At 70.2% G+C, this 26,076-nt stretch carries 27 protein-coding genes and 2 pseudogenes; 12 read left to right on the top strand and 17 right to left on the bottom strand.

Annotated elements, in window-relative coordinates; translation table 11 throughout:
- Positions 1 to 143: 143 nt before the first annotated feature.
- The 3 genes from IE260_RS25745 to IE260_RS25735 all read right to left on the bottom strand — a co-directional run bounded on the left by IE260_RS25745 (position 144) and on the right by IE260_RS25735 (position 2,724).
- The gene (locus IE260_RS25745; protein ID WP_189875852.1) at positions 144 to 563 is read right to left on the bottom strand and encodes an SRPBCC family protein; all 420 of its coding nucleotides are present in this window, start codon (positions 561 to 563) and stop codon (positions 144 to 146) included.
- 57 nt (positions 564 to 620) lie between these two features.
- A complete protein-coding gene (locus IE260_RS25740; protein WP_189875850.1) occupies positions 621 to 1,631 on the bottom strand; it encodes an aldo/keto reductase in 1,011 nt (336 codons plus the stop codon).
- Between the two features lie 319 nt (positions 1,632 to 1,950).
- Entirely contained in the window at positions 1,951 to 2,724 is a 774-nt protein-coding gene (locus IE260_RS25735) for an SDR family NAD(P)-dependent oxidoreductase (protein WP_189875848.1), read from the bottom strand.
- A 293-nt stretch (positions 2,725 to 3,017) separates the two neighbouring features.
- Here IE260_RS25735 and IE260_RS25730 point away from each other — a divergent pair, with 293 nt between their 5' ends.
- Positions 3,018 to 3,503, top strand: coding sequence for a MarR family winged helix-turn-helix transcriptional regulator (locus tag IE260_RS25730; protein ID WP_189875846.1), 486 nt, complete (start codon positions 3,018 to 3,020; stop codon positions 3,501 to 3,503).
- Positions 3,504 to 3,868: 365 nt separating this feature from the next.
- Here the strand turns inward: IE260_RS25730 and IE260_RS25725 are convergent, their stop codons facing one another.
- Positions 3,869 to 4,138, bottom strand: coding sequence for a helix-turn-helix transcriptional regulator (locus IE260_RS25725; protein WP_189875845.1), 270 nt, complete (start codon positions 4,136 to 4,138; stop codon positions 3,869 to 3,871).
- A 235-nt stretch (positions 4,139 to 4,373) separates the two neighbouring features.
- Here IE260_RS25725 and IE260_RS43135 point away from each other — a divergent pair, with 235 nt between their 5' ends.
- Positions 4,374 to 4,679 (top strand): SDR family NAD(P)-dependent oxidoreductase, encoded by a 306-nt coding sequence (locus IE260_RS43135; protein ID WP_189875843.1) that lies wholly within the window; start codon positions 4,374 to 4,376, stop codon positions 4,677 to 4,679.
- Between the two features lie 48 nt (positions 4,680 to 4,727).
- On the opposite strand, the gene IE260_RS25715 is transcribed toward IE260_RS43135, so the two are convergent.
- The 6 genes and pseudogenes from IE260_RS25715 to IE260_RS25690 form a co-directional block, all read right to left on the bottom strand.
- Positions 4,728 to 5,891, bottom strand: coding sequence for a low temperature requirement protein A (locus tag IE260_RS25715; RefSeq protein WP_189875841.1), 1,164 nt, complete (start codon positions 5,889 to 5,891; stop codon positions 4,728 to 4,730).
- Between the two features lie 440 nt (positions 5,892 to 6,331).
- Positions 6,332 to 7,063, bottom strand: a complete 732-nt coding sequence (locus tag IE260_RS25710; RefSeq protein WP_373303408.1) for a sulfite exporter TauE/SafE family protein — start codon at positions 7,061 to 7,063, stop codon at positions 6,332 to 6,334.
- Between the two features lie 124 nt (positions 7,064 to 7,187).
- A pseudogene (locus IE260_RS25705) lies at positions 7,188 to 7,515 on the bottom strand (cation transporter); the annotation flags it as partial.
- Between the two features lie 243 nt (positions 7,516 to 7,758).
- Entirely contained in the window at positions 7,759 to 8,505 is a 747-nt protein-coding gene (locus IE260_RS25700; RefSeq protein WP_189875838.1) for a methyltransferase domain-containing protein, read from the bottom strand.
- Positions 8,506 to 8,522: 17 nt separating this feature from the next.
- Positions 8,523 to 8,888: a ribosome small subunit-dependent GTPase A gene (locus IE260_RS25695; RefSeq protein WP_229881245.1), complete on the bottom strand. Its 366-nt coding sequence runs from the start codon at positions 8,886 to 8,888 to the stop codon at positions 8,523 to 8,525.
- A gap of 737 nt (positions 8,889 to 9,625) precedes the next feature.
- Complete coding sequence (locus IE260_RS25690; RefSeq protein ID WP_189875836.1) at positions 9,626 to 10,963, bottom strand: aminotransferase-like domain-containing protein; 1,338 nt, start codon at positions 10,961 to 10,963, stop codon at positions 9,626 to 9,628.
- An 88-nt stretch (positions 10,964 to 11,051) separates the two neighbouring features.
- Here IE260_RS25690 and IE260_RS25685 point away from each other — a divergent pair, with 88 nt between their 5' ends.
- Positions 11,052 to 11,675 (top strand): DJ-1/PfpI family protein, encoded by a 624-nt coding sequence (locus IE260_RS25685; RefSeq protein ID WP_189875834.1) that lies wholly within the window; start codon positions 11,052 to 11,054, stop codon positions 11,673 to 11,675.
- Between the two features lie 372 nt (positions 11,676 to 12,047).
- On the opposite strand, the gene IE260_RS25680 is transcribed toward IE260_RS25685, so the two are convergent.
- On the bottom strand, positions 12,048 to 12,362 hold the full coding sequence (locus IE260_RS25680; protein WP_189875833.1) for a DUF1330 domain-containing protein: 315 nt from the start codon (positions 12,360 to 12,362) through the stop codon (positions 12,048 to 12,050).
- A 107-nt stretch (positions 12,363 to 12,469) separates the two neighbouring features.
- Here IE260_RS25680 and IE260_RS43130 point away from each other — a divergent pair, with 107 nt between their 5' ends.
- Positions 12,470 to 12,655, top strand: coding sequence for a transposase (locus tag IE260_RS43130; protein ID WP_189875831.1), 186 nt, complete (start codon positions 12,470 to 12,472; stop codon positions 12,653 to 12,655).
- Between the two features lie 194 nt (positions 12,656 to 12,849).
- On the opposite strand, the gene IE260_RS25670 is transcribed toward IE260_RS43130, so the two are convergent.
- Positions 12,850 to 13,347: an SgcJ/EcaC family oxidoreductase gene (locus tag IE260_RS25670; protein WP_189875829.1), complete on the bottom strand. Its 498-nt coding sequence runs from the start codon at positions 13,345 to 13,347 to the stop codon at positions 12,850 to 12,852.
- A gap of 1,138 nt (positions 13,348 to 14,485) precedes the next feature.
- Here IE260_RS25670 and IE260_RS25665 point away from each other — a divergent pair.
- Positions 14,486 to 14,971 carry a hypothetical protein gene (locus IE260_RS25665; RefSeq protein WP_189875828.1) on the top strand — a complete coding sequence of 162 codons (486 nt, stop codon included), beginning with the start codon at positions 14,486 to 14,488 and terminating at the stop codon, positions 14,969 to 14,971.
- 333 nt (positions 14,972 to 15,304) lie between these two features.
- On the opposite strand, the gene IE260_RS25660 is transcribed toward IE260_RS25665, so the two are convergent.
- Positions 15,305 to 15,826 carry a GNAT family N-acetyltransferase gene (locus IE260_RS25660; RefSeq protein WP_189875826.1) on the bottom strand — a complete coding sequence of 174 codons (522 nt, stop codon included), beginning with the start codon at positions 15,824 to 15,826 and terminating at the stop codon, positions 15,305 to 15,307.
- A gap of 72 nt (positions 15,827 to 15,898) precedes the next feature.
- Here IE260_RS25660 and IE260_RS25655 point away from each other — a divergent pair, with 72 nt between their 5' ends.
- Positions 15,899 to 16,495, top strand: coding sequence for a TetR/AcrR family transcriptional regulator (locus tag IE260_RS25655; protein WP_189875824.1), 597 nt, complete (start codon positions 15,899 to 15,901; stop codon positions 16,493 to 16,495).
- A gap of 134 nt (positions 16,496 to 16,629) precedes the next feature.
- Here the strand turns inward: IE260_RS25655 and IE260_RS43125 are convergent.
- Positions 16,630 to 16,863 (bottom strand): annotated as a pseudogene (locus IE260_RS43125) (amino acid permease); the annotation flags it as partial.
- A gap of 47 nt (positions 16,864 to 16,910) precedes the next feature.
- On the opposite strand from IE260_RS43125, the gene IE260_RS41895 reads away from it, so the two are divergent.
- Entirely contained in the window at positions 16,911 to 17,423 is a 513-nt protein-coding gene (locus tag IE260_RS41895; RefSeq protein ID WP_268254940.1) for a P1 family peptidase, read from the top strand.
- A 193-nt stretch (positions 17,424 to 17,616) separates the two neighbouring features.
- Here IE260_RS41895 and IE260_RS25645 read toward each other — a convergent pair whose 3' ends face one another.
- Complete coding sequence (locus IE260_RS25645) at positions 17,617 to 18,048, bottom strand: MarR family winged helix-turn-helix transcriptional regulator (protein WP_189875973.1); 432 nt, start codon at positions 18,046 to 18,048, stop codon at positions 17,617 to 17,619.
- Between the two features lie 148 nt (positions 18,049 to 18,196).
- Here IE260_RS25645 and IE260_RS25640 point away from each other — a divergent pair, with 148 nt between their 5' ends.
- Together IE260_RS25640 and IE260_RS25635 are read left to right on the top strand one after the other, a co-directional pair.
- Positions 18,197 to 18,967: an alpha/beta fold hydrolase gene (locus IE260_RS25640; protein WP_189875972.1), complete on the top strand. Its 771-nt coding sequence runs from the start codon at positions 18,197 to 18,199 to the stop codon at positions 18,965 to 18,967.
- A gap of 830 nt (positions 18,968 to 19,797) precedes the next feature.
- A complete protein-coding gene (locus tag IE260_RS25635; RefSeq protein WP_229881241.1) occupies positions 19,798 to 21,534 on the top strand; it encodes a SpoIIE family protein phosphatase in 1,737 nt (578 codons plus the stop codon).
- Positions 21,535 to 21,627: 93 nt separating this feature from the next.
- On the opposite strand, the gene IE260_RS25630 is transcribed toward IE260_RS25635, so the two are convergent.
- Together IE260_RS25630 and IE260_RS25625 are read right to left on the bottom strand one after the other, a co-directional pair.
- Positions 21,628 to 22,167, bottom strand: a complete 540-nt coding sequence (locus tag IE260_RS25630) for a GNAT family N-acetyltransferase (RefSeq protein ID WP_189875820.1) — start codon at positions 22,165 to 22,167, stop codon at positions 21,628 to 21,630.
- A gap of 280 nt (positions 22,168 to 22,447) precedes the next feature.
- The gene (locus IE260_RS25625) at positions 22,448 to 23,563 is read right to left on the bottom strand and encodes an FAD-dependent oxidoreductase (RefSeq protein WP_189875817.1); all 1,116 of its coding nucleotides are present in this window, start codon (positions 23,561 to 23,563) and stop codon (positions 22,448 to 22,450) included.
- A 53-nt stretch (positions 23,564 to 23,616) separates the two neighbouring features.
- Between IE260_RS25625 and IE260_RS25620 the strand changes: the two genes are divergently transcribed.
- The 3 genes from IE260_RS25620 to infA all read left to right on the top strand — a co-directional run bounded on the left by IE260_RS25620 (position 23,617) and on the right by infA (position 25,771).
- Positions 23,617 to 24,309 carry a TetR/AcrR family transcriptional regulator gene (locus IE260_RS25620; RefSeq protein ID WP_189875815.1) on the top strand — a complete coding sequence of 231 codons (693 nt, stop codon included), beginning with the start codon at positions 23,617 to 23,619 and terminating at the stop codon, positions 24,307 to 24,309.
- Positions 24,310 to 24,758: 449 nt separating this feature from the next.
- Positions 24,759 to 25,550 (top strand): GNAT family N-acetyltransferase, encoded by a 792-nt coding sequence (locus IE260_RS25615; RefSeq protein ID WP_189875813.1) that lies wholly within the window; start codon positions 24,759 to 24,761, stop codon positions 25,548 to 25,550.
- Positions 25,547 to 25,771: a translation initiation factor IF-1 gene (infA, locus tag IE260_RS25610; protein WP_010981942.1), complete on the top strand. Its 225-nt coding sequence runs from the start codon at positions 25,547 to 25,549 to the stop codon at positions 25,769 to 25,771. Before IE260_RS25615 ends, infA begins: the two co-directional genes overlap by 4 nt.
- Positions 25,772 to 26,076: the final 305 nt, after the last annotated feature.

Here is a 26,076-nt window from a genome sequence, read left to right as displayed (position 1 = left end):
AGTGCAGGCGTGTGAGCCAGCTGCCGACTTGCTTCGGCTTCCTATGGGCCGGTTCACGAGCGACTCCGCGGCCCGGGTACGCCGCGGCCCGGGTCCGCGGGGTGCGTACTCGGGCCGTGTGGTTCGGCGGGCCGGTGTCGGTGTCAGGCGGCGAGGGTCTCGTGGAGGGCGTCGAGGCCGTCGCGGTAGATGCCGGTGAACAGGTCGACGACCTCTTCCTCGGTGGCGCCTTCGGGGTTGAAGCGGCCGGACCACTGGACCTCGGCGACGTTCTCCTGTCCGGGGACCGTGTGGACGCGGATGGTGGAGACGTAGCCGTTGACGGGGAAGGGTGCCTGGAGGATGGCGTAGCTGTAGTGGCGTTCGGTCTCGTTGAAGTCGACGAGGCGCTCGATGATGACCTCCCCCTCGGGGTTCTTCAGCCGGCGGACCCGGCCGCCTTCGAGTGCGGTGCTCTCAGGGATGTAGGGGAGCCAGTCGGGCAAGGCGTCGAAGCCGCCGATGAGGCTCCAGACCTTGTCGGGCGAGGCGGGGACGATGCGGCTGACGGATGTCGAGGCCATGGTGTTTCTCCGGATGGTGGTGCTGGCGTGGGGGGTCGAAGGTGGGGATGGTGGGGTTCAGGCGCCGTTGGGCAGCGGGGCGGCCGGGCTGACCAGACCCGCGGCGCGCAGGTCCGTCCAGAAGGCGGCCGGGACGGTCTCGCTCAGGGCGGCGATGTCCTCGGCGATGCGGCTGGGGCGGGTGGCGCCGGGGATGACGGCGGCGGCTGCCGGGTGGGCCAGGGAGAACTGGAGGGCGGCGGCCTTGATGCTGATGCCGTGCTTGTCGGCGAGTGCCTTGAGACGGTTGACGCGCTCGATGATTTCCGGCGGGGCCTGCTGGTACTCGAAGTGGGTACCGCCGGCGAGGATGCCGGAGCTGTAGGGGCCGCCGACGACCATGTCGACGTTCTGCTCCTGGGCCATCGGCAGCAGCCGCTGCAGGGCGTGGGCGTGGTCGAGGAGGGTGTAGCGGCCGGCGAGGAGGAACCCGTCGGGCTTGGGCTCGTCGAGGGCGAGGGTCATCTCGATGGGTTCGGTCTTGTTGACGCCCAGGCCCCAGGCCCTGATGACGCCCTCGTCGCGCAGGCGGGACAGGACGCGGAAGGCTCCGGTGCGGGCCTCTTCGAACTTCTGGACCCAGGCGTCACCGTGGAAGTCCTGCGCGATGTCGTGGACCCAGACGATGTCGAGCCGGTCGACACCGAGGCGCTTGAGGCTGTCCTCGATGGAGCGCTCGGTGGCGTCGGCGGTCCACTCGTGGACGATCTTGTTGGGGTTGCCGTACTCGAACAGGCCGCCCTTCTCGCCGAAGTCGGGGACGTCGGTCTCCGGTTCGTCGAGGATGACCCGGCCGACCTTGGTGGACAGCACGTAGGAGTCGCGGGGCTTGGTGGACAGGACCTGGCCCAGGCGCTCCTCGGCGAGGCCGGCGCCGTAGAAGGGGGCGGTGTCGTAGTAGCGGATGCCCTGGTCCCAGGCGGCCTCGACGGTGGCGGTGGCTTCCTCCTCGGGGATCGCGCGGAACATGTTGCCCAGCGGGGCGGTGCCGAAGCCGAGACGGCCGGGGAGGATTTCCTTCAGGGACATGAATGATGCCTTTTCGATCGATGCCTCGGTGTGGGGGTGAGGCTGGGGGGAGCGGGTGCCTCCCGGTTGCGGCGGCTCGTCCGACGGAGCCGGGCGCGGGGGTGAGAGGACACCCGCCTGGGTCGTACAGGGAGCGACCGCATTTTGCTGCAGAAGCACCTTACAGGTGAAGACAATAATTGCAGACGCGGGCTAACGCAAGGGGGGTGGCTGCGCCTTCCGCTCCGAAGGGGCGGGCACCGCTCGGCGGACACACCGGGGTCACCGCCCTGCGGACCCGGCGGATGCGAGCCGTCCGGCACGGCCGCCGGGGCGCCCGTCAGGGGACGATCGTGGGGACAAGGCCGCCGTCGGCGCCGAGTGCCCGGCCCGTGGTCGCCGAAGCCTGCTCCGAGGCGGCATACGCGATCATGCTGGCCACCTCGTGGGGGCGGATCAGGCGTTTGAGCAGGGACGCGGCCGCACGGTTCTCCGCCAGATAGCGCCGCTCCTGCTCGACCGGATCGAGCCCGGGGTAGAGCTCGTCGAACATGGCCAGCACACCGTCACTCATCGTCGGCCCGGGCAGTACGCAGTTCACGGTGACCCCGGTGCCGGCGAGTTCTTGGGCCATCCCGCGCGATACCGCCAGCTGCGCCGTCTTGGTCATCCCGTAGTGGACCATGTCCGTCGGCGTCTGGAGGCCCGCCTCGCTGCTCACGAAGATCACCCGGCCCCATCCGCGCCGGGCCATCCGTGGTGCGTAATGGCGCGCCAGGCGCACTCCGGAGAGGACATTGACCTCGTAGAACCGCAGCCAGTCCGCGTCGGGGATCTCGAAGACGGGTCTGGTTGCGAAGATGCCGGCGTTGTTGACCAGGACGTCGACGTCGGGCAGCTGCCGGATCAGGTCGGCCGTCCCTTCGGCCGTCCCGACGTCGGCCGTGACGCCGCGTGCTCCGATCCGCTCCGCCGTCTCGGCGACGCGGTCGGCGTTGCGGCCGTTGACCACGACGTCGGCCCCGGCGACGGCCAGCGCCTGCGCGGTCGCCTCGCCGATTCCCGCCGTCGACCCGGTCACCAGCGCGGTACGTCCGCTGAGATCGATCTGCATCGGGCGAGCACCTTTCCAGAAGTGGCGGCGCCCTCCTCGGAAGCGGGCCGCGCCCGACTGCGCCTCCCCCGCCCTCCGGGCGCCGCGTCACACCAGCGAAACGCTCGAGGGCGCAGGGCTGTCCGTGAGGAACCGTGACAGGCAAGATTCTTCGGCAGGGCGGCGCAACCCGCACCTCGGCGACGTCCCCGCCCACATCGGCTGCATTTACTTGCATGGGCTACATACGGGACATGGCGGGTATTTTCGATTATGGGTTAACCTGGACCTGAGTCTCATCCGGAAGGAGACCCATGACAGCCACGGACCCCGCGTTGACCGCCCTCGCCAACGGATGGGCAGCCCTCTTCCTCCTGCACGGCAGGATCGAGGCGCACATCGAGCGCGCCCTGCAGTCCGAGCACGACCTGAGCGTGCGGGAGTACTCGCTGCTCGACGTGCTCAGCCGCCAGCACGAGGGTGAGGGCGGGCATCTGCAGATGAAGCAGGTCGCCGACGCGGTCGTCCTCAGCCAGAGCGCCACCACCCGTCTGGTTGCCCGTCTGGAGGGCCGCGGCCTGCTCTCCCGGTACCTGTGCCCGACCGATCGCCGCGGCATCTACACCGACGTCACCGAAGCCGGCCTGAAACTCCTGGAAGAAGCCCGGCCGACCAACGACACGGCCCTGCGGGAAGCGCTCGACGAAGCTGCCAGGAATCCGGAACTGGCCCCCATGGTCGCGGCGGTCGAGGCGATGAACCCGACGCCTCAGCACCCCGGCACCCTGCTGGCACGGTGAGAAGAAGCGTCCGCCCTGTCCTTTCGGAAGAAGAGGGGCAAGACAGACAGACACAACACACGGGCAGTTGCTCCGGTAACGCGGGCCCTCCCCCATGAGACCCCACACGCAGCCGGCGGCGGTCCCGGTGGACCACTGACAGAAGAGGCCGCCTCCGCCCGCACTCCGCAGGCTGACGTGGCCGCCTGCGTTCCCCCGCCACCGGGGTGCCGTACATGGCCGCGCACCACTCATACGCACGCAGGCCGCCCACGGGCACCAGGGCGACGCCGTCCCCGCGCACCAGCCGCCTCCCCACCGGCGTAGGCGGCCACGATGATTGCCTGCGGCAACCGCGTGGCGGCGGCCTCCGGGGAGAAAGGGGCTCACCGCCTTGTGGCGGCGGCTCGCCGGTAGGCGCCGGGGGCGATGCCGAACTCGCGCTTGAACGCGAGGCCAAGCGCCGTTTCGGATCCGTACCCGACGGCCTGTGCGAGGGAGGCGAGGGGCTGGTCGGTGGTGATCAGGCGGTGAGCGGCCAGTTCCAGACGCCAGCGGGTGAGGTACTCCACCGGGCTCTGCCCGACGGATCTCTTGAAACGCGCCGCAAGCGTGGAGCGCGAGACGCGGACGGCCTCGGCCAGGGACTGGGGCACTTCGCGCTCGCCCTGGGCCTCGCGACGCCCTGCGTGCCGCGGGCTCCGCGCGTGTCGTCACCGTCAGCTCCGGTGCACACCGCCGGCACCCCGTCGACCTCGCCGACCCCCAGTTCGAGCGCACCCCCTACGACCGGTGGGCCGCCCACGGCCGCTCCAAGAGTGCGGCGATCCTGCTCGCCGTCGGCATCGCACGGCGATGGGCGCCGGACGGCATCACCGCCAACTCAAACTCATGCCGGGGTGGATCACGACACGGCTCCAGCGTCACCTGGACCGGGAGACCCTGCGGGCCATGGGCGCCGCCGACGTGGCGGGCAACCGTGTGGAACAGCCCTTCTACAAGACCGCCGAGCAGGGAGCCGCCACGTCCGTCCTCCTGGCCGCCTCCCCGTTGCTGGAAGGTGTCACGGGCCGCTACTTCGAGGACAACCAGGAAGCGCCGGTGACCCAGGACGGCACGGGTGACGGCGTCGCGGCCCACGCACTCGACCACGGCACCGCCGGCCGGCTGTGGGAGTACACCCGCGGCCGGCTCTGACCGGCAGCGGCCCCCTCGCCCCGGCGACAGACCCGCGGGCTGCGCTCCTCAGGGCCGCGTTGCGGCGGGCATCGCCGCGAGGACGCGCTGGTGAACCCGCTTCAGCACGGCGACCAGAGCGAGGAGGACGGCGTCGAGGACCAGCACCGAGACAAGCGGGGGAAGCCACACAGCCGTGATACCGGCGACCGTGAACGCCAGGCAGGCGAGGAGGCGGGCGCCCCAGGCCTGTCCGGTGGAGGTGTAGTACCACCAGGCCTGGGTGATCACGTAGAGGACCGGGCCGCCGAACAGCAGGAGACCGACAGTGGCACTGCCGTGGCCGGTGGGATGGCTGATGGCGAGTTCGGCGCCGACGGCGAGGGCGACCAGACCGGCCAAGGTGGGGTACTGGCCGCTGACGGCGTGCCGGACGGGCAGCAGCTTGTCGGGAGTTGCCGCGACGTGCCGGGCGAGGATGTCCTCGCCGCCTTGGAAGTAGCTGGCGCACAGGCACACCAGCGCGACAAACACACCGAGGCCGGCCACCACGGTGGCCGCTTCGGCCGGGGCGCCGGAGATGGCCGTTCCGATGGTCAGGACGGTCTCGCCGAGCTGGATGATGATGAACAGGCGGATCCGTTCCACCATGTGCTCGGCGTCGAAGGCGAGGTCCCGCGAGGAAAGCCGGTCGCGGGGCAGAGGGTGGGCCAGCCAGACGCCGGTCATGTCGACGGCGGCGGCCGCCGCCCACCAGACAAGCCGGGGCCCGTCGTCCACGGCGGCACCGATCAGCCACAGCGGCACCGAGGGAGCGGCCCACGCCGACACGCGGCGGTAATGGTGGCGCAGGACGGGGGTCGGAGCGGTCATGGCGGCGGTGATGTCGACCAGGAGCAGAATGACGACCAGGGGGATGGCGAAGGCCCACGGCCGGTTCGTGAAGGCGTGGGGGATCTGGGCGTTCATGAACAGTCCCAGGCCCATCACGGCCAGGACCAGCCACCGGGTCCGGGGGCGTTCGACATCCAGGAAGGTGGCGTCGAAGCTGGTCAGCGCCCAGACACTGAGCACCGCCACCAGCATGACCGCGGTCTCGGCGGCGCCGCGCCAGGAGAGCTCGTGGTGCAGGTGCTCCGCGAGCTGGCCGATCGCGAAGACGAAGACCAGGTCGAAGAACAGCTCCAGTGGCGCGACACTGCGCCGGGGTGCCTGCCACGGCGCCCGGCTCATGCGACTGCGCCGTTCACAGGTTCGTCGTTGATCGTCATGGATTCACGATCCGGCGCCCCGGCGAGGTGCGCAACGCTTGCCCCACGCACCGCTGCCCGGGCACGCCCGGGGCGCGTCCAAAAACCGACTCGGAAGGCCGGTACGACAGCGCCGATCCCGGATGGCAGGCATGAGTCAAGTGGATGCTGCTCTGGATCGAGAACACCGCCGGCCAGCTGACCGAGGGCCGGTCGTCGGAGGCAGGGCAGCACCTGGTGGAAGGGATCCGGGGTGACGTGGACGCTGCCGGAGCCGATGCCGAGTACTCCCGTACCCACGCCGGATCCGCGGCCGGGATGGGCGGCCGAGCCGAAGTTGCGGACAGGGTTTTACGTTGTCCATGTCTGAGCGGGGTGCCGCAGAGTGCCGACGCGCAGCATCGCGTGGCGTCCTCCTACAGGTCACAGGGTTTGGGCGGCGTACAGCGTGCCGAGGGCGGCGGCGAGGGTGCCGAGCAGGAGCCGTAGTGCAGTTTCCGGGAGGTGGGGCTGGAGGCGGGCGCCGAGGTAGCCGCCGATCAGTCCGCCGGTCCCGCAGGCAAGTCCTAGCGGCCAGTCGGGGGCCACGTCTGCCGAACTCATGAGGGACAGCCCTGCGAAGGCGGCGGCACCCACGACGGAGGTGGTGAAGGTCGCGGCGAGCGCGGCCGGGGCGACGCGTTGGACAGGCAGCCCGCGTCCGACGAGGATCGGGCCGAGCAGGGATCCTCCTCCAATGCCGTACACGCCGCCGACCGCGCCCACGACCAGGGCGAGGAGGGTGAGGGTGTGTGGGGGCGGCTCCGGTGCAGTGCGTCGACGGCGGGCAGGGAACAGGGTGCGGGCGCACAGCCACAGGCCGAGCGGCAGCAGGAATAGGGCGATCAGGAGCCGGAAGACGGCCGGTCCGGGAACGGCGAAGACACGGATGACGGCGCCGACTACGACTCCGGGCAGCGTGCCCGTCACCAGGCGCCGTGCGAGGGGATCGCCCAGGATGCCGTTTCGGCGGTAGCGCCACAGGGCGCCGGGTCCAGCGACGACGTTGAACAGCAGGTTCGTCGGGGTGACGGCCGGGCTGGGTACGGAGAACAGGCTCAGCTGTACGGGCAGCAGGAACACGGCTCCGGACACGCCCACCGGGGCGGTCACCATGGCGATCAGAAGTCCGGCCGCCAGCCCGCCCAGCACCGTTCCGTCCACGGCCGCCCCCGCTCCTCGATCGCCGGGCCAGTATCAGGGTGCTGGGGCGGGATGGGGCGGGCCGGCAACGAGATGTTCACGCGCAGCAGGAGCAGCCCGGTCGGCAGCGCACCCGTCCGTCGCGACGGCTTGCGGGGCGGCTGCGGCAGCCGGGGGGCGCAACAGCCTTTTCCCTGCCAGGAGTTGCGACCTTCCTCGACGGCGATGCCGGCGATGACGAGTGCGGCGGCGGGGTCGGCCCAGGACCAGCCGAGGGCGGCGGTGAGGACCAGCCCGGCCAGGGGCACGGCGGACAGGTAGGTGCCCAGCAGGGTCTGCTTGGAGTCCGCGACGGCGCTGGCGGAGCCGAGTTCGCGGCCCGCGAGGCGCTGGGCGGCGGACAGGAACAGCATCACGGCCAAGGAGGTCGGCATCGGCATCTCCGCTCGGACACCGAGGCGGAGACGGCTCGCGAGTGGCTTACGTGGGCGTCGGTCGGCATGGAGGGCGTGTTGCAGCCAAGGTTTGCGCTGACCGATTGACGGTCGTGACCATGCGACACAGATGGAGGAGTCGTTCCGACGGCAGAAGGCCGCGATGGCTGGGGAAGCTGTGTCCCGTGCGGGCCCGGACGGTATGACGCCCGGGTTCCGCACGGGACGGGGGTGTCAGCGCTTCATGAGGGCGAAGACTCCCCAGCCGAGGAACTCACGCCCGTAGCGCGCGTAGTTGGCGGGCTCGGTGGTGAGTTCTTCTCGTACTTCGGGGGCGAGTTCGTCGTCCGGGTTCTGGTCGAGCCAGCGGCGCATGTTGAGCCACTGGGCCGCGGCGTAGCGGTCCCAGCTGTCCTGGTCGGCCAGCATCATTTCCACGACGTCGTACCCGAGGTCCTGGAACTGCTCGATCAGTTCGGGAAGGAGCAGGAAGTCGGCGATGGAGGTGGCATGGCATGCCTTGGCGGTCTCCTCGTCCGGAGGGGTCTGCCGCCAGTACGGCTCGCCGATCAGCATCAGTCCTCCGGGGCGGAGGCTGCGATCGAGCAGCTCGGCCGTTCCGGCCACGCCGTTGCCGATCCACGTGGCACCGACGCAGGCGGCCAGATCGACGGGCTGGTCCGCGACATGGCCGGCGGCGTCACCGTGGATGAACTTGACCCGGTCGGCGACGCCCAGTTCAGCGGCGCGGGCCCGGGCCTGCTCGGTGAAGACCGTACTGATGTCCACCCCGGTGCCCGTGAAGCCCAGGTCACGCGCCCAGGTGCACAACATCTCGCCAGAACCGCTGGCCAGGTCGAGCACCCGTGTCCCCGGAGCGAGCCGGAGCGATTCGCCCAGGGCCGCGAACTTGTCCGCGGTCAGCGGGTTGTGGATCCGGTGACTGCTCTCACGGATGGTGAAGATGCGGGGAAGGTCCATGACCAGATTCCTTTCCGTCATGCCTTGAAGTGCGGGAACTGCTTGATGGCGCGTCGAAGCCGCGCGCCGTGCTTCTTCGGCCGCTCCGACCCCCCACGCAGCCGCGCGTCGGTACGGGAGGCGGCCACCGCCACGGTGTCGACGTTCGCGGCCAGTACCTGGGCGTGCGAGGTGCGCGAGGAGGTGGAGCGGACCACAGCGGTCCGGCGCTCCAGCACCTCCACGTCGGTGAGGGATGCGGCCGCGGTGGCGGGCCGGACGGCCACCCGGTCACCGGTGCACGGCGTCAGCCGGTCACCGGTGACCGAGGACGGCACGACCGCCGCGCGGACGGGCCCGGTCTCGGCGACGACGTCGCACAGACCGCGCTCGGCCCGCACCACACGGCCCGGAACCAGGCCGTCGGCTCTCGACAGGGCGAAGGAGCGCTCACGCTCCGCGTCGCAGCCGTAGTCAGCCGGAGTCAGGACGTGCGAAGGAAGGGAGAGAGCAGCTTGGTGTGAAGCGCGTTGAGGAAACAATGAAGAGACCCTTGAGAGGGGGTCTCGCCGGACGGCAGACGTGCCGGAACCACTCCTGCGGAGGGGAGGCAGGCAGGGGAAAGGTCAGGACGAGACCCGAGAGACGCGAACGAGTCGGGCACCGCGCGCAGCGGTAGTCACCACGACCGTCATCTCGCATCTCCTCCGATCTCCATGAGTGGCATGATCGCCACTTCAAACACCGTAGCATCCCTCTGTGAGCGTCGGTGCCGGTTGGGAGACGCGGGCCCCCTCACGAAGAGGGGTTCAGCCTCCTCGAACCTTGCGCATGCCGGTGGAGTGCAAGCTCCCCTGCCGACACGTCAGCCGACCAAGCGACGATGCAGACACTGCAGTAGTGGGAAGCGGTGTGAAAGGTCGAACCGCCCGCGCCGATCGCGCGCACGAGCGCCTGCACTCCATGACCGCGACGATCTCGCGCAGGAATGACGACTGCGCCGCCTGGCCCGGCCCCGCCGGCGGGGAGCAGACCACCGACTTCCGCACCTGCGCCGGGGTGCCGGGTCCATCTCCGCGGGCGCGGGGATGGACCCGCGTGGCAATGCAGTGCGGGCGGGAATCGGTTGATCGAGGGAGGTTCAAGCGTAGGCGTCCTCGACAACGACTCGTCGCACCGTGCGCAGCGTCGACCGGAGACTGTCCATATCGGTCGATCCGAGAGCTAGGCGGATCGCCTGCGGTGTGTGCTTCGAGGTGGTGAAGGGCTCCGCCGTGGTCACCGAGATGTGCTGACGCGCGAGGGTGGCGGTCAGGCGATCGGCGCGTGTGTCGTCGGGCAGCGGCAGCCAGGTGAAGTAGGACGAGGGGTGGCCGATGAGTGGCAGGCCTGCCAGTTCTTGTCTGGCGAGTGCTTGGCGGGCCGTGGCGTCGTGTCGTTTCTGTGCTTCCAAGTGGTCCACCGTGCCGTCCTCGAGCCAGCGGCAGGCGATCGCGGTGGTCAGGGCCGGGGTGTTCCAGGTGGTCGCCCGAATCGCGCGTTCGAGCGACGGCACCGAAGACGGCGGGGCGACGACGAAGCCGACCCGGAGGCCGGTGGCGACGCTCTTGGACAGTCCCGAGACGTAGACGGTGATGTCCGGTGCACTTGCGGCCAGAGGCGGTGGAGGGTCCTCGACCAGGTAGGCGTATGAGGCGTCTTCGACGATGAGCGGGCCGTGCTGTCGGGCGATCTCGATCAGACGGGTGCGGTCGGCTGCCGGCATGACCCAGCCCAGAGGGTTGTGCAAGGTGGGCATGGTGTAGATCGCGCGCACGGGGCGGGTCGCGCACAGCTCCTCGAGGGCATCGAGGTCCGGCCCGTCGGTGGTGGTGGGGATGGGCTCCAGGTCGAGATGAAAGGCATGCGCGAGCACCTTGAAACCCGGGTAGGTGAGTGCGTCGACCGCGACGACGTCGCCGGCGTTGAGCGCGGCCATGACGGTGACGGCCAGGCCGTGCTGCGCACCGTTGACGATGAGGATCTGATCCGCGTCAGGAGTGATTCCTCGACGCCTCAGGTGCTGTGCGATCGAGGCTCTGTCCTGGGGACGCCCTCGATGTGGTTGGTAGCGCAGCAGCGAGTCGAGTTCACCGGAGGTGGCCACCTCCCGCAGGGTCTGCCGTAGGAGATCGGCTTGGCCGGGCAGCGACGGATAGTTGAAGGTGAGGTCGACCGCATCCGTGGCGACGACTTGCTGATCGATGCCGTGACCGGCGGGGACCGCGATCTCACGCACGAACGTGCCGCGGCCCTGTTCCCGGCTCACCAAGCCCATCGCTTCCAGTTCGGCGTACACCCGAGTCGCGGTCACCACGGCGATGCCTTCGCGGGCGGCGAGCCCGCGGTGTGTCGGCAGCCGCACGCCTGCGGCGAGCCGGCCTGCCCGGATGTCGGATGCGAGCGCGTCGACCAGGATTTTGTACCGCGGGGCTGCCATGCACCGAATTGTATCCATGACAATTCTTTGACTGTCCTGTTCGCGGGTCCTTACCGTCAAGACCCACTCATCCGGAAGGACAGCCGCCGTGCACATCGCCATCCTCACCTTCGAGGGCTACAACGAGCTCGACTCCTTGATCGCGCTCGGTGTGCTCAGCCGCATCAAGACCGACGACTGGCGTGTCACCATCGCCGCCCCCAGCCCCAAGGTGACATCGATGAACGGGGTGGTCATCGAGCAGATGTCCACTCTTGAGGAGGCGTGCGCCGCTGACGCCGTCATCGTCGGCAGTGGCATCGCCACCCGCGAGGTCGTCGAAGACCCGGCGATCATGAATGTCCTGCGCGGCCTGGACCCCTCGCGCCAGCTCATCGCCGCGCAGTGCTCCGGCGCGCTCGTGCTGGCCAAGCTCGGCCTGCTCAACGGCATCCCCGCCTGCACCGACCTGACCACCAAGCCCTGGGTCATCGCCGCCGGCGTCGAGGTGCTCAACCAGCCCTTCTACGCCAAGGACAACATCGCCACCGCCGGCGGCTGCCTCGCCTCGCACTACCTCGCCGCCTGGATCATCGCCCGCCTCGAGGGCAACGACGCCGCCGAAGGCGCACTGCACTACGTCGCCCCGGTCGGCGAGAAGGAGGAATACATCGAGCGCGCCTGGCGCAACATCACCCCCTACCTGCCCGCTCCCACACCAGCGCTCGTCTGAACAACCCGTCCCAGGGCGACCGGAGCACGCTGGTGCGGTGGGTGGGAGCTTGCAGCGGCGGGCACCTCGCGGGTCACGCCGAGAGTCGATTCGGACTGCACCAAGCCGGATAATCCGGTGGGCGCGGCCTGCAGTCGTGCGTGGCCGAATCCGCCGTCGCAGCCGGCGCAGCGACGACGCATGGCGGAATCGCGCAGACGGCGTCACGAAGCAGCTCAGCAGAACCCATGATGCACGCTTGCTTGAAGCCGACTGCCCTACGGTTGCCCGATGGAGCAGGAGAGGCTCCACGACCGGCTCATGGCTTCGGCTCAGCGTCGACCGCACCCGGCCAGGAGCAGCACGGTGCCGGCCACCGCGCCGGCAGCACTGCTAGGCAGGGAGAGCGAAGCCCTCGGGCGGGGCGCCCTCGACGAACAGCATCCCCACCCGAACCTTGCCCTCTCGTATGCGCCGGGCCCGCCGGTAGTCGGGAGAGTCGTACCACTCCCGGATGTGATCCATGTCGGGAAACTCGATGACCACAACCCGGGAGGAGTCCCAGGTGCCTTCGACAGGCTCAGGTGTGGGGCCGGCTGCCAGACAACGGCCCCCATGACTGAGGACGGACCGCTGGGCCACGGACGCGTAGGCCAGGCCGGCCTCCTCGTCCAGCACATCGACGTTGACGATGCCGTAAGCGGGCATGGGCCCCCCTTTTCTGCACGGCGTACATCAATTCCACACCAGAGACAACTGACCACCGCTGCCCTCCGGAGCAGTCGAGCCGGGGCGACCTGCCTGACGAGGGGGGAATGGCTCGATCGTTCCTGTCGGCGAGCATCGGCCGTTGTGGTCGATGGCGGGATCACCGCCATGTGCTCATCGGGCTTCTGCACCAGGTGAGAACCGGGGCGCAGCGGCGTGAGGTGCCGAAACGCTTCGGTCCGTGGAAGACCGGGTACGAGCGGCACTTGCTGCGATCGGCGGACGGCACGTGAGAGATGCTGTTGCAGCATGTGCGGGCCGTCGCCGACACCGAGGGTGACATCGACTGGGGCGTCAACTGAAGCAGTTCAGGTCCGTCGCCGTCCCCTACGACAAGCGCGGATACGTCTTCCTGGCCGCCGTCACCGCCGCCGCACTCCTCATCCGGGTCCGATCGTGATCGCAAGGACGGTCCTGGTCGACACGGTCACGGCAGTGCGACCTCGCGCGCCCGGCCAATGCCGAAGCGCTGCGCCAGCCGCGTCATGGCCTGCGACATTTTCGACGGCATCGAGTCCGGCTCGGGGATGGTCACAGGTCGCTGCCGGCCGTTCTGGATCGCCGCTATCCGCCAGCCCTCCGGCGTACGAACGCAGACGATGATCTGCCGCGACAGCCGTCGCTTCGGCAGCTTGCTTCGCCATGGCATGAGAACCGATCCGTTGCCCACCAGCACGGCCACGGAATCGGTGATGAAGCGCAGCGACTCGACCTCGCCGACCATCGCCGATCCGGCGATCACGCCGCGGAACAGCTTGTCGTGGTTGTCCTGCAGCTGAGCGGCGCCGGCTGCCCAGCTGCCGTCGTAGGACACATAGTCGGCGTCTTTGGTGAACAGCCGCCCGAATCCGGCGGAGTCCCCTTCAGTCCAGGTCTTGCAGTACTCCGCGAAGAGCTCGCGGATCTCGGTTTCTCGGGAGTCCATGCTGTTCCCTGCTCCTCCCGCTCTCTGATTTATTTCGTTCGGCCGAACTAAATATATGGAGTGAGCGTGGTGCCGTCAAGGGAAGAACTTCTCGCCGAACTCCGGTAGCAGGACGGGTACACAGCAGTACGGCCGTCACGTATCACGCGGCGATCAGCACCCGGATGGACTTCAGCACGGTCGGGGAGAAGACGCTCGACCTGCTCCAGCGATGCGCAGCCAGCCCGCGGTCGGCGCAGTCGCCCAGCCCAAGGCGGCCACGGTGACCAGCGAAAAGTAGAGCGCCGCGAGCAGGTGCCCAGGCTGGGGGGGCCTTCAGCCCGTTGACGTGAATCGTTGACGAGGCCGTGACCGGTCTCGGTGAAGGAACGTTGGTCCCGGTGGCACGCGCGCACCAGAGTGTCACGCGGTCACCGGCGACTTCCCGGCGCAGGGGCCGGCACCGCGCAGTTCATGGTTCTGGTGACCGTCCCGTCATGGCAGGCGGCCCCTGGCCTTCCCCTCAAAGGCCGGGGGCTGTCGACGGTCAGGCTGCAAGGTCTCAAACGGTGACGGAGGTCGAGCCGGCGGGTCATGAGCATGCTGGTCACGTCGGCGTCGCACTGCGATAACGCCCAGCATCACACGATCGCAGGTGGGCCAGTGCGGCCCTCTCTCGCGAGATGGAGAAAGTGCCATGAGGGGAAGCATCCGACGACGAGTTCCCGGCCTGATCAGCGCCTCTTGCCTCGCCGCGGTTCTCGCCGTGAGCCTAGGCGCAACAAAGGCCGCAGCGGTGCCTCATGAGGCGTCGGCGGCGGTACCGGGCCAACCCTGCACCCAGCCGTTCCCGGCGTGCCTCACTCCCTTCGCACCGGGCGCCCCGGCTCTGGAGAGCCCCACTTTCGGCCCCGTTCTGAGCTCCCTTCCTCCGGGCACTGTGACCGCTCTCCCGCCGAGCGTTCTGAGGGCCCTCCCTCCGGACGCCTTCGCCCCGGGCAACCCCTTCTTCAACACCCTCCCGCCGAGCGGCCCCCCGGCTCCAGTAAGCCCCGCCCCGCTGGGTCCCCTTCTGACCGGAGCTCCTCCAGCAGCTCAAGCCCCGGGCAACCCCCTTCTGAACGCCCTCGTGGGCCCCCCGGCCCCGGGAAACCCCACTTTGGACCCCGTCCTGAACGTCCCCACCCTGAATCTCCCTGCTCCGGGTGAGCTCGCTCTGGGCCCCGGCACCCCGAACACCCAGGCCGGAATCGTCAGCCGACTCAACCTGGGCCCCGCGGGCGGCCCGCCCACCCCCGCCGTCCTGAACGATCCGCGCGGCGTACAAGGAATCACCGACTTCCTCACCCTCCCGAGCGCGCTCAACACCCCGAATCCACCTCAGCAACCGCAGGACCAGGCCACCCTCACGCCGCTCACTGCCAACACTCCGGACTTCACGCAGCCGCAAGCCGAGCTGCAACAGCCCCAAGCCGAGCAGCCGACGACCGAAGAACCGGTCACCGAAGCGCCGGTCACCGAGGAACCCGCAGTCGAAGAACCGGTCACCGAAGCACCGGTCACCCAGGAACCCGCAGTCGAAGAACCGGTCACCGAAGCACCGGTCACCCAGGAACCCGCAGTCGAAGAACCGACCACCGAGTAGTACACCTCGCATGACAGGTGCGCCGGTTGCCGTACAGCGGCCGTCTGCGAGCGGCGGCCGGCCGGTGGCGGTGCGCCGCAGGGGGGACATCCACGGTCCGCAGCAGGTGCGGTGGCAGGGCGGCCACCCCGTCTCCCGGGCGCTCGCCCAGGACGCCAAGCCCTCTTGGCCTCTGGCCCGACCATGGCCATCGGGCCGTCGGCTGCGAACCCGACCACGGCAGGGCGTGGCTGGCACAGTTGCGCGAGCAGGCCGGCGACACGGACGGCGCGCAGTGGCTGATGCGTCGGGGGCTGTAGCAGAGGCGCCGAGAGCTCCCCGGTTAGTGCGTCTTCATGCCGCTGGGCTGTCGTAGAGGTCGAGGCTCCAGGTCTGGCCGACAAGGTTGTGGCCGAATCCCTGGTAGGGCTTCTCGTCGGTGAGGGTGAATCCGAAGTGCTGGTAGATCCTGCGCGCGGATCGGAGGTTGTCGGTGGTCCACAGCGTCACGTGCTGGTAGCCGGTCGCGCGGGCGAATGCCAGGGCCTCCCCGACCAGGCGCGTGCCCATCCCGAGACCCCGGGCGCTCGGGGTGACGAGCAGGACACGCAGCTTGGCCGCTCCCGGCCGGTCGTCGGCGACGAGCATCACACAGCCCGCTCGTTCGCCGTCGACCTCGGCGATCCAGGCCTCCGCCGCCGAGGACTGTTCGGTGGCGTAGTCGGCGACGATCTTTGCCACCAGAGCCTCGAAGTCCCGGTTCCAGTTGAACTGCTGGTCGTACAGCTCGCCGTGGGCCATCACCATCCAGCCGAGGTCACCGGGTTGGTCGGCGCGGCGAACCGTGATGCTCCGCTGGTCTGCTCCTGCCGACATGTGCACTCCCTGAGTTCGACTCGCAACCAGACGCTACTGACACGATCGTGTCAGTACCCGTAGGGTAGGCGCATGCCTCGGAGCACCGCAAACCCGTCCGCCCGCCAGACCGAGCTTCTCGAAGCCGCCTACCAGTACGCCCTCACGCACGGCTTGGCCGACATGTCGCTGCGCCCGCTGGCCGAGGCCATCGGTTCGAGCACCCGCGTGCTGATGTTCCTGTTCGGCAACAAGGACGGACTCCTGCGGGCCTTGCTGCAGCGAGCCCGCACAGAAGAGCTGGCACTCCTGGACAACCTCCGCCGGCACGAACAGCCCATCGGGCTCGCCGCCGCCGCGGAGGGCGTGTGGGCGTGGCTCGCCGCTGACGACCACCGTCCGCTGCTGCGCCTGTGGGCCGAGGCGTATGCCCGCTCCCTGGTCGAGCCCGACGGTCCCTGGGCAGGGTTCGCCAGGAGCACCGTGGACGACTGGCTCAACGTGCTCGCGGACTGCCAGCCGCGAGCCGAACGGGACACCGAAGAGGGGACCGTCCACCGCACCCTGACGCTGGCCGTACTGCGCGGTGCACTGCTCGACCTACTCGCCACCGGCGACGAGAGCAGAGTGACCGCCGCCGTGAACCAGCAACTGGCACTTCTACGCAGCGGGAAACGCGCCGGCGACTGACCGCCGATGCCGGGAGGCTCACGGAGGATCGCCTTCCCCGCTCCGGGAGGCGCTGGTGGCGCTCTCCGCCTTGCGCGGAAAGCCACGAGCAGATTGGCGCCGGTGGCCAGCAGCAAGGTGTCCGGCGGGATCAGCCAGGTGATCAGCGCGGAGACCACGCCCACCGCGAGAGTGGCCGTCACCGGGGTCTTCAGCCGGGCGTGCACGCGCGCCAGCGGCCGGCCGACCAGGTCCGGCCAAGCGCCGTCCCGGGCTGTTGAGTACAGCAGCCGGCCCTGCTGCAGCATGATCGCGATGACCGCGTTGATCACCGCCAGGGCTATCCCGAGGCTGACCGCGGTGTTGACCGCGCTGCCGCCGCGGGCCAGCAGGAAGTGGTTCTTCGGCGTGGCGGAGCCGACCAGTCGCCGGAACGTTGAGCAGCGAGGTCCCCCGGGCCGAGCCGTCCGCCGACGAGTACGAGACGCTGCGCTTCATCCCGTGGGGCCGGATGGACCGCTTCTACACGGCGGCCGTGCAGGCGATCGAGGGAGCCGTGCTCAACGCCCTCATCGCGAACGAGACCATGGTCGGCCGGAACGGCCACCGCTCCCCCGGCCTTCCCCACGACCGCCTGCGCGAACTGCTCAAGCCGCTCCTGAAGGACGGCGGTGCGTACCAGCGACCCGCTGCCGGCAGCACGTCCGGCGGATGCCGTGTCGCTGAGGAGGGCGTCCGGCACTGTGCCGGTGCCGCGCGAGCGCCTGGCACTGGACCGCGGCCCTGGTGGACGGCAGCGCACGCCTGCTCCGCAGGCGCACCCCGCCCCCGGTCACCAACTGGCTGGTCGCCGCCATGGGCCGCGACCGCTCCTACGACGTCACCGCCGCCCGCACCGACCTCGGCTACCGGCCTCGGATCAGCCTCGACGCCGGCCTGCGGGAGATGATGTCCCCGCCGCCGGCCTCGATGCCGGTTCGGCGTAGTGGGTCGACGGCCACCGCCTCGGGCGTCCAGCCCTGTCACCGCCCGAGATGTCACGGTCTCCTTCTCGGGTTGGGCATCGGTCGTGTTCCCACCCCGGGTGCCGTGTCCTGCTCGCATCGCCGGAGGTGTCGTGGCCGGGCACTGCGGAGGGTCTGTCAGGCCCGCATCTGCCGGGTGGACTGCAAGACCGTTGCCAGGAAGCGCCGCACCGTCTCCAGCTCGTCCGCCGGGAAGTCTTCCGCGGCCGCCACCACCTCGCCGATCACCGGACCGAAGAACGCCCACCCCAGTTCCGTGGCCTTCTCCTCCACCTCCAGCAGTACGCGTCGCCTGTCAGCGGTGTCCCTGCTGCGCCGGACCAGGCCCAGCCGCTCCAGTCGGTCGACCAGTGCGGTGGTCCCGGCCGAGTTCAGACGCAGCTGCCGGCCGAGCCGTCCCGGGGTCGCAGGAGTGCCGTCCCGTGCCGCGTCCAGCAGGTGGATCAGCGCGCGGACGTCCGTGGTGTGCAGCCCGTGGCGCGCAGCGAACTCGGCACCGAGCAGGTCGAACTCCACGGTGACCGCACGCAGCAGGTGGACCAGCTCCATCGTCGGGTTCTGATCGTCCAATGCACACTCCAGGGGCCTCCGACGTAATATCTCGCTCAACGAGAGTATCGCTGAGCGAGAGGAATGCCCAGTGCATCGGACCGCGTTCGACCATGCCTACGACGAACTCCGCGCCCGCTGGCCGGAGATGACCGAGGATCGCGACGTCGACACCCCCTACGGGCCCACCCGGGTCTACGTGTACGGGCCGGTCGACGGCAGTCCGCTGGTGCTGCTGCCCGGCGGCCTGGCCACCGGCCTGGTCTGGTACGCCAACGCACCGGCCCTCGGTCAGCACCACCGGGTCCACGCGGTCGACCTCATGGGCGACGCCGGCCGCAGCGAACGCCGCGGCACTCCCCTGAAGGACGCCGGCGACCTGACCGCCTGGCTGGACGCCCTGCTGGACGGGCTGGGGCTCGCTCGCACGCATCTGTGCGGCCACTCCTACGGCGCCTGGCTGGCCGTCAGATACGCCCTGCACGCACCACAACGGGTCACTCGCCTCGCCCTCGTCGACCCCACCCAGGTCTTCGCCGGATTCCGACCGAGCTACCTGCTACGGGCACTGCCCACGCTCATCCGCCCCAGCCAGGACCGCGCCCGCTCCTTCCTGGCCTGGGAGACCGCACCCACCCGTCCCGACGAGACCTGGCAGCGCCTCTACGCCCTGGCCACCACCGTTCCCAGCCGCAGACTCATCGCCGGCGGCCGGCCTCCGGCAGCCGACCTCCGCATGCCGACACTGGTCCTGCTCGCCGAGCACAGCCGCGCCCACAACGCCCGCCACATCGCCGACCGGGCCCGCCGGGCACTCCCCCGGGCCGAAGTGTCGGTGCTCCCCGGGGCCACCCACCACTCCCTGCCACTCACCGCACCGGAAGAGCTCAACAGCCGGCTGGTGGACTTCCTCCGCTGATCCCGCCCCGTGTGTGCCTTGGAGCGTGTCCTACGGGGTGGGGGCTGTGAATCGTCCGGCGGTGGATGCGCGCATCCTGGACAGGCCGGCCGGCGACGACCCGTCCCTCTCGTGTGCGTCGGCCCCGCCCCACAGGTGGCCCGCGGAGCGGCCGTGCCCCTGGCTCCGCGACCGGTACGAACGTCGCTCTGCCCGACGCGCATGAGCATGTCGACCAGCATACGGGCGTCGAGCGCTGCTCAGCGCTACACATCGGCCGCGGCGATCGTGCCGTGGTCGCCGTCGAACTCGATGCCAGGGCGCGGCCGTCCGTCCTTGCTGAAGGAGAAGTACGTGCCCGTGTCGAGGTTCGAGGACCGTCCGACGGTGACTCCCCGACATCACACGGCCCCCCTCGTGCGGAACATGTCCCAACCCCCTTGCGGACGGCGCCCTGTGGCGTCCAGCCGCCGTTCTCTTCGATCCGCAAAACGATGATCAGGGTGGGCCAGGGCTGTCCGGCTCAAGAGGTGAGGCTGAGCCGGCGGCTCCGTCGCGGGAGACGAGCCGTGCTCGCCGGGGCCGGCGGTCGTTCGCCCTGCGGCGTCACCGTGCATCGCCCACAGTCCGGCTCCGCCTGTCGGGCACTCGCACCCTCATGCCTGCCTGGCCACGGTGGCTGCATGCAGTCATCACGTGAGCGGCTTCCCTTCAGGCGACGGACCCGCCGCGCCACGTGCCCGAAATCCCGCGATCGCCGATTGAGAGAGCAGGGCACGGACACCCGGCGTCCGAGAACGCGAGCCGGGGAGCGGTGACGGGCGGGCAGAGTGATGGTTGCGGTCGATCCGGTGCCGGAGCTGGTCCTGCTGCGGGCGGTGTTCGATCACCTCGGGACCGGGGTGTACGCCACGGACACATCCGGTCGCATCACTGCCGCCAATGCCCGCGCCGGCCAGATCACAGGCCGTCCAGCGGAGCAGGCGCTCGGCCAGGACCTGCACGACCTGCTGTGCCGGGCGGAGGACGGCACGGTCCTGCCCGCCGAGCAGTGCCGCATCCATACGGCGACCCGTGCGGTGCTCGCCAGCGGCCGTCCGGCCGAGGGCAGTGAGGAGTTCTTCCTGCGGGACGACGGCACCCTGGTGCCGGTCCTCTGGGCGGCGACCGCCTTGCACGTGGAAGGGCAGACGGCCGGTGCGGTGCTGGTCTTCCGCGACTTCAGCACCCGCCGGGCCGCCCAGCAGGAGACGGCGGCCTACCTGGCGGCCCTGGAGGAGCTGACCGCGCGGCTGAGCCTGATCGCCGAGATCTCCGAGGTGCTCGTCTCCACCCTGGAGACCGGTGAGGTGCTGCGGCGGACCAGCCGCCTGCTGGTGCCGGGGCTGGCCGACTGGGCCGCGGTGGACCTGTTCCGCGCGGACACCGAGGAGCTGGAGCGGGTCGCCATCCACACCAGAGACGATGCCGATGCCGCCGCGGGGCTGGAGGGGCCCTTGCCGCCGCTGCCGGAACCGTCCGGCTCCCACCTGGTCCGTGTCCTGCGCGGAATCCAGCCGGTGCTGCTGGACCCCGACATCCTCGCCCGCGAGACCGACTCACCGCTCGCAACCACCCACCAGGACCTGTTCGACCAGCTCGGCGGGCACTCTGCCGTCGTGGTGCCCTTGTACAGCCGCGGCAAGGTCTTCGGTTCGCTGACGGTGGGCCGCACCGCAGGCTCCCCGCCCTACACCGACGCCGAGGTCACGGTGCTCGCCGACATCGGCCGCCGCGCCGGGCTGGTGGTCGACAACGCCCAGCTGTTCGCCCAGCAGCGGCACGTCGCCGAGGCCATGCAGCGACAACTCCTCACCCCTCTGCCGCACGTCGATCCCCTGGGCATCGCCGCCCGCTACCGGCCCGCCCAGGCCGTCGCCGAGGTCGGCGGTGACTGGTACGACGCGTTCGTGCTGCCCGGCGGCGTCACCGCGCTGGTCATCGGGGACGTGGTCGGTCATGACCTGCCGGCGGCCGCCCACATGGCCGAGCTACGCAACATGCTGCGCGCCCTGGCCTGGGACCGCCGAGGACCGCCCAGCCTGATCATGGAGCATCTCGACGACGCGATGACGCACACCAGCGGTGCGCCGATCGCCACCGCTTTCCTCGCCCATGTCGAGGGCTCCGAAGGCGGCCCGTGGCGCCTGCGCTGGACCAACGCCGGACATCCCCCGCCCCTGCTGATCACCGAAGACGGCGCCCACTACCTTCAGGACGACCCCGACCCGCCGCTGGGCATGGGCGACACCCTGGGCATGGAGTTGCACCGGCACGACGGCACCGACCCCCTGCCACCCGGATCCACCCTCTTGCTCTACACCGACGGCCTGGTGGAAGACCGTGCCCGTCCCATCGACATCGGCATGGCCAGGCTCCGCCTGCAGGCCACCGCCCTGGCTCACCGCGGGGTGGAGGACTTCTGCGACGAGCTGCTGGAACGCATCGACCCCGACGGCGACGACGTCGCCCTGCTCGCCCTGCGCATGCCCCCGGCCGGCGTCGGCGCCGCACACGGGGCCGCTCCGCCGCGCGTCCAGCACGCGTGACCACTCCCCCGCCGCGCGCGGGTTCCCTCGCGACCGGCGTCGGACAGCCAGGAAACCTGCCCTCGATGAGGGCCACCTGTACCCGGGGACCGGTCAGTTCGGCAGCTTCGCCGCGTAGATCCAGTCGAAGCCGTCGTATCCGGTTCCGTCGAGGTGCTCCTTCCGGGTCAGGCCGGCACGGATCGCCACGTGCTGGGAGGCGATGTTGGCCGGCCGGACGCGGGCGATCAGCGGCAGGCCGGGGACATGGCGGGATGCCCAGGCGGTGACCGCCATGGCGGATTCGCCGGCGTAGCCCCGGCCCCAGGCCGAGGTGGCGAAGCGGTAGAAGAGGTTGAGGACTTTCATGCCCCGCAGTTCCATGGGCTTGATCCCGCAGAAGCCCAATTGCCGGTCGGAGTCGCGGCGCCGGACAACCCAGTACCCGTATCCGCACCGCTGCCACTGGTCGTTCCAGCGTCGGTACAGCGCCTCGGCCTCGTCGAGCCGGGCGAGCGCGTCGGAGGGATTGTGCAGGCAGGTATCGGGATCGTGGTGGATCGCGAAGATCGCATCGATATCGCCTTCGGCCGGGCGCCGCAGCGTCAGCCGTGCGGTCTGCAGCTCCTCGGCCGCCGGGTTCCGGTCAGTCATGTGAAGATCGTAGAGCCGAGCCGCCCTACCCCGGCGGGGTATATGACTTTTCCCTTGTGGATCGGTGAGTGGGGCGCGAAGGTGGCCTTCGGTTCGGTGCGGGCGTTGCGCCCGCCTTCGGCATGACCTGGTAGACCTCGGCCATGCAGAGCGCACCGCCCCTGCAGCCGCGCGCCGCATGCGCGTCTGCAGGCCGATGCCGCGCAATGGTCACCGGAGCGAATGCGCACAACGGTGGCTTTGCCGGAAGGGACTGCGGCGGTGCTCTCGCGCTTGGTGGTCAGGAGGGCTGGACTTGGTCGAAGAGGGCGAGGGCTTCGGCGGGGTCCGGGCTCACGAGGCGTTCCAGACCGGCCGCGGTGATCTTCGCCCACCTGCCGGCCCGTGCCCACATCCGTTCCTCGAAGGCGCGGACGGTCTCGTCCAGATCTTCCGTGCCGGTGGCGATGGACTCGGCGAGTTCGGCGCCTTCCAGCATCGCGAGGTTCGCGCCCGCCCCCAAGGGGGGCATCAGGTGGGCGGCGTCGCCCAGCAGCGTCACCCCGGGGACGTGGGTCCAGGTGTGGGAGACGGGCAGGACGTAGAGGGGGCGGCGGGCGAAGGCGGTGCCATGGCGGAGGAGGTCGAGGACGGGAGGAGCCCAGCCGTCGAACAGAGCCAGCAGGCCCGATCGCACGGCCTCGACATCGAGGTCCGGGTTCGTGGGCCGGTCCAGCGGTGCGCGGAACTGGGCGTACACCTTGACGTGGCCGCCGCTGTTGCGCTGGGCGACGAGAGCCCGGTTCACGCCGTACACAGCCAGGGAACCGTCGCCGATCAACCGGGCGAGGCCGGGGTGGCGGGTGTCGACGTCGTCGAGGGATGTCTCGACCAGGGTGACGCCGGTGTAGTGCGGCGTCACCGACGAGACTGCCGGGCGGATCCGGGACCATGCGCCGTCCGCGCCGACCACGAGGTCGAACGTCTCCTGCCGCCCGTCCGCGAAATGGACCAGTACGCCATCCCCGGTTCCCGGCACCGCCTGCGTCACGCCCCGCCCCCACTGGACGTCGAGAGGGCCGAGCAGCAGGTCACGGAGTCGCCCGCGGTCGATCTCGGGATTGGCCCGGTCGTCCGGACGGGGTCGCCAGTCGCGCAGGACGGTCCCGTCCGTGTCCAGGATGCGCATGGCCTGCCCCTCGGGACGGGACAGCGCCTGGAACTCCGCCAGCAGCCCTGCCTTGTCGAGCGCGAGCTGGCCCAGCCCTTCGTGCAGGTCCAGCGTGCCGCCCGGGGGGCGCGCGTCGGGGGCGGGATCGCGTTCGAGGACGGTGACGGGGTAGCCATGGCGGTGCAGGACACGGGCGAAGGCAAGGCCGGCAGGGCCGCTCCCGACCACGGCGATACGATGTCTCATGTCGATACACTGTATTCCTCCACTACGATGCATCGCAGCAGAACGGTATGACCATGACTGTGTGGGACCGGCCGGAGCCGCCCGCTCGCCCCGTGCCGCTCGACCGGGAGCGGATCGTCGCCGCCGCCATCGCGCTGGCCGACGAGGGCGGGCTGGAGGCGGTGTCGTTGCGCAAGGTCGCCGCCCGGCTGAACGCCGGCCCGATGCGGCTGTACGGATACATCTCCACCAAGGAGGAGCTGTTCGACCTCATGGTGGACGAGGTCCAGGCCGAGATCGTCCCCGAGGAGCAGCCCGGTGACTGGCGGGAGGCGCTGCGCGTCCTCGCCCACCGCACCAGGCAGGCCGCTCTGCGTCACGAATGGCTGGCCGACCTGCTCGGCGGCCGCCCGGCCCTGGGCCCGAACGGCCTCGCCGTGACCGAGGCCACGCTCGCCGCCCTCGACGGCCTCGCCGACATCGACACCGTCATGCGCGCCGTGGAGACTGTCAGCGCCTACTTCACCGGCGCGATCAGGCGCGAGATCGCGAACCTGCGGGCCGAGCGCGCCACGGGCCTGTCCAAGCGCGACTGGCAGCGCGCCTCCGGCCCGCATGTGACGAGGATGCTGGCCACAGGCCGCTTCCCGGCGCTGGCCAAGGCCGTGTACGACGGCACGGACGTGGACGCCGGGACATCCTTCGCGACCGGCCTGGACTGGGTCCTCGACGCCGTGGCCGCCAAGCTCACCCGCCCGCCGGCGTGACGCTTTGCTCTTGCCGAATGTGAGCGAGGTCGGCGGGCCATGAGGTCGGTCATGGCGGCCGGCCCTGCTCCATGACCTGGTCGATGACCGCGTCGCCCCTCGCCGCCGCCAGGCCCACGAGCGGCCGGTTCATCACCGAGCCAGGCTGAAACTGCGGATGACGGCGTCCGCCGGCAGGTCCTGGGCGGCCATGCGTTGTGGTGCCCGGTCTCGCGTCATGTGTGCGTCGTGGCGCGGCCGTCGACCGCATTACGGGCTCGTAGAAAAGGAATTGAGCCAGGCGGCGCCCCGCTGCTACTTTCGCGGTGGACCGTGAAGTCGTCGTATGGAGGTGAGCCCCGTGAACACAGTTACCCGTGGGTGCTCCCTCAACCCGTCACGGTCCGGCGGCTGACGTTCGGTGTCGCCAGGAGCGCCTGAGATCGAGGCGCTCCCGGAAGGGGACTCCGATGAACACGAAGCCTTTCACAGCCGGCCCGAGCGAGAACGCGGTGATGGTCACGCGCGTCGCGGACAGGCAATGGCACGCACTGGATGACGACCTGGTGGTCGGCCGCGGACATGCGGAGCATCGGCCCGACGGACGTCTGTTCGTCAGCATCGACGCCTGGCACGACGCCGCCTTCGACCGGCTCGCCGAGGCAATGCTGGCGGAACTGCCGACGCCGCTGTACACGGTGGTCGACGAAGCCGACGTCGAGCTGACGGCCGGCTGGCGGCGGGCCGGTTTCACGGTCCGGCGCCGCGAGTGGGAGTACGTCGTGCCGACCGATCCGCGGGTCACAGGGCTCGAAGCAGTCCTGCCGCCTTCGGGCGTGAGGATCGTGCCCGCCGGTCAGGCGGACGAGAGTCTGCTGCGGGCGGTGGACCGTGCGATCCGGGACGAAGTCGAGGCGACCGTGGGGTGGCAGTCGATGCCCGCGGAGGTGATTCCCCGCCCCGAGGGCGACACCGTCGTCGACCCGTCGAAGTACGCGGTGGCCGCGGCGCCGGACCGCTACCTGGGTCTGATCCGGGTGGTGACGGTGAACCGGCCGCGCCTCGGGCTGGTCGCCGTCCGGGCCGGCGAGCAGCGCCGCGGCATCGCGCGAGCGCTGCTGTCCCACGCGCTGGGGACGCTGCACCGCTCCGGGTCCGCCACGGCCTGGGCCGAAGTCCAGGAGTCCAACCGAGCAGCCTCAGCGCTGTTCGAGGGCATCGGCGCCCGGCCGGTGAGCAGCAACCTGGAGCTGGTGCGATGACGAAGAACAAGAACGTCATCGAAGTCGAGGGCAAGGTCGTCGAGTGCCTGCGCAGCGCCATGTTCACCGTGGAGCTCGAGAACGGCCACCAGGTGCTCGCGCACATCAGCGGGAAGATCCGCAAGAACTACATCAAGATCATGCTGGAGGACCGGGTGCTGGTGGAGCTCCCGCCGTACGACCTGACGCGCGGCCGGATCGTGTTCCGGTACCGGAACTAGGGTCCGTTCCGGTACCGGAACCAGGGGTCCGTCTTCGAACGGATCCTGCCCGGAGCAGGCACGATGCCAGTGAGACCGCTGCCTCGCAGGAGGTGGCGGTCTCTTCGTACCTGGTGGCGATGCCGGCGGCCCTCGGCGCCGACGGACGCCTCGGCTGCACCGGCCTCGCGGCGGCGGCCGGGGTGAGCGAACACACCGCCCGTCGCCGGCTTCAGCGGTGCGACTGGCTTTCGGGCGTCGGCCGGTTGCCGATGACCCGGCCCTCCACCGGCGCACAGGCCCACGGCGCCGGACGCCGGTTCCAG

The sequence above is a fragment of the Streptomyces viridiviolaceus genome, from assembly GCF_014650995.1.
GTDB lineage: Bacteria > Actinomycetota > Actinomycetes > Streptomycetales > Streptomycetaceae > Streptomyces > Streptomyces viridiviolaceus.
Note: the sequence above shows the minus strand (reverse complement) of the source record. Positions and strands in the feature narration are given on the sequence as shown.

What these genes read in the sequence shown, in the direction of transcription:
- IE260_RS25700 (WP_189875838.1), bottom strand. Translation starts at nt 8,505, where the DNA reads ATGGACCTTCCCCGCATCTTCACCATCCGTGAGAGCAGTCACCGGATC.
- IE260_RS25645 (WP_189875973.1), bottom strand. Translation starts at nt 18,048, where the DNA reads ATGGAGCTGGTCCACCTGCTGCGTGCGGTCACCGTGGAGTTCGACCTG.
- IE260_RS25680 (WP_189875833.1), bottom strand. Translation starts at nt 12,362, where the DNA reads ATGCCCGCTTACGGCATCGTCAACGTCGATGTGCTGGACGAGGAGGCC.
- IE260_RS25615 (WP_189875813.1), top strand. Translation starts at nt 24,759, where the DNA reads ATGAACACGAAGCCTTTCACAGCCGGCCCGAGCGAGAACGCGGTGATG.
- IE260_RS25640 (WP_189875972.1), top strand. Translation starts at nt 18,197, where the DNA reads ATGACCGAGGATCGCGACGTCGACACCCCCTACGGGCCCACCCGGGTC.
- IE260_RS25735 (WP_189875848.1), bottom strand. Translation starts at nt 2,724, where the DNA reads ATGCAGATCGATCTCAGCGGACGTACCGCGCTGGTGACCGGGTCGACG.
- IE260_RS25740 (WP_189875850.1), bottom strand. Translation starts at nt 1,631, where the DNA reads ATGTCCCTGAAGGAAATCCTCCCCGGCCGTCTCGGCTTCGGCACCGCC.
- IE260_RS25710 (WP_373303408.1), bottom strand. Translation starts at nt 7,063, where the DNA reads ATGGTGACCGCCCCGGTGGGCGTGTCCGGAGCCGTGTTCCTGCTGCCC.
- IE260_RS43135 (WP_189875843.1), top strand. Translation starts at nt 4,374, where the DNA reads ATGCCGGGGTGGATCACGACACGGCTCCAGCGTCACCTGGACCGGGAG.
- IE260_RS25660 (WP_189875826.1), bottom strand. Translation starts at nt 15,826, where the DNA reads ATGTCGGCAGGAGCAGACCAGCGGAGCATCACGGTTCGCCGCGCCGAC.
- infA (WP_010981942.1), top strand. Translation starts at nt 25,547, where the DNA reads ATGACGAAGAACAAGAACGTCATCGAAGTCGAGGGCAAGGTCGTCGAG.
- IE260_RS25730 (WP_189875846.1), top strand. Translation starts at nt 3,018, where the DNA reads ATGACAGCCACGGACCCCGCGTTGACCGCCCTCGCCAACGGATGGGCA.
- IE260_RS25745 (WP_189875852.1), bottom strand. Translation starts at nt 563, where the DNA reads ATGGCCTCGACATCCGTCAGCCGCATCGTCCCCGCCTCGCCCGACAAG.
- IE260_RS25715 (WP_189875841.1), bottom strand. Translation starts at nt 5,891, where the DNA reads ATGAGCCGGGCGCCGTGGCAGGCACCCCGGCGCAGTGTCGCGCCACTG.
- IE260_RS25690 (WP_189875836.1), bottom strand. Translation starts at nt 10,963, where the DNA reads ATGGCAGCCCCGCGGTACAAAATCCTGGTCGACGCGCTCGCATCCGAC.
- IE260_RS25625 (WP_189875817.1), bottom strand. Translation starts at nt 23,563, where the DNA reads ATGAGACATCGTATCGCCGTGGTCGGGAGCGGCCCTGCCGGCCTTGCC.
- IE260_RS25655 (WP_189875824.1), top strand. Translation starts at nt 15,899, where the DNA reads ATGCCTCGGAGCACCGCAAACCCGTCCGCCCGCCAGACCGAGCTTCTC.
- IE260_RS25620 (WP_189875815.1), top strand. Translation starts at nt 23,617, where the DNA reads ATGACTGTGTGGGACCGGCCGGAGCCGCCCGCTCGCCCCGTGCCGCTC.
- IE260_RS25630 (WP_189875820.1), bottom strand. Translation starts at nt 22,167, where the DNA reads ATGACTGACCGGAACCCGGCGGCCGAGGAGCTGCAGACCGCACGGCTG.
- IE260_RS43130 (WP_189875831.1), top strand. Translation starts at nt 12,470, where the DNA reads ATGGCTCGATCGTTCCTGTCGGCGAGCATCGGCCGTTGTGGTCGATGG.
- IE260_RS25670 (WP_189875829.1), bottom strand. Translation starts at nt 13,347, where the DNA reads ATGGACTCCCGAGAAACCGAGATCCGCGAGCTCTTCGCGGAGTACTGC.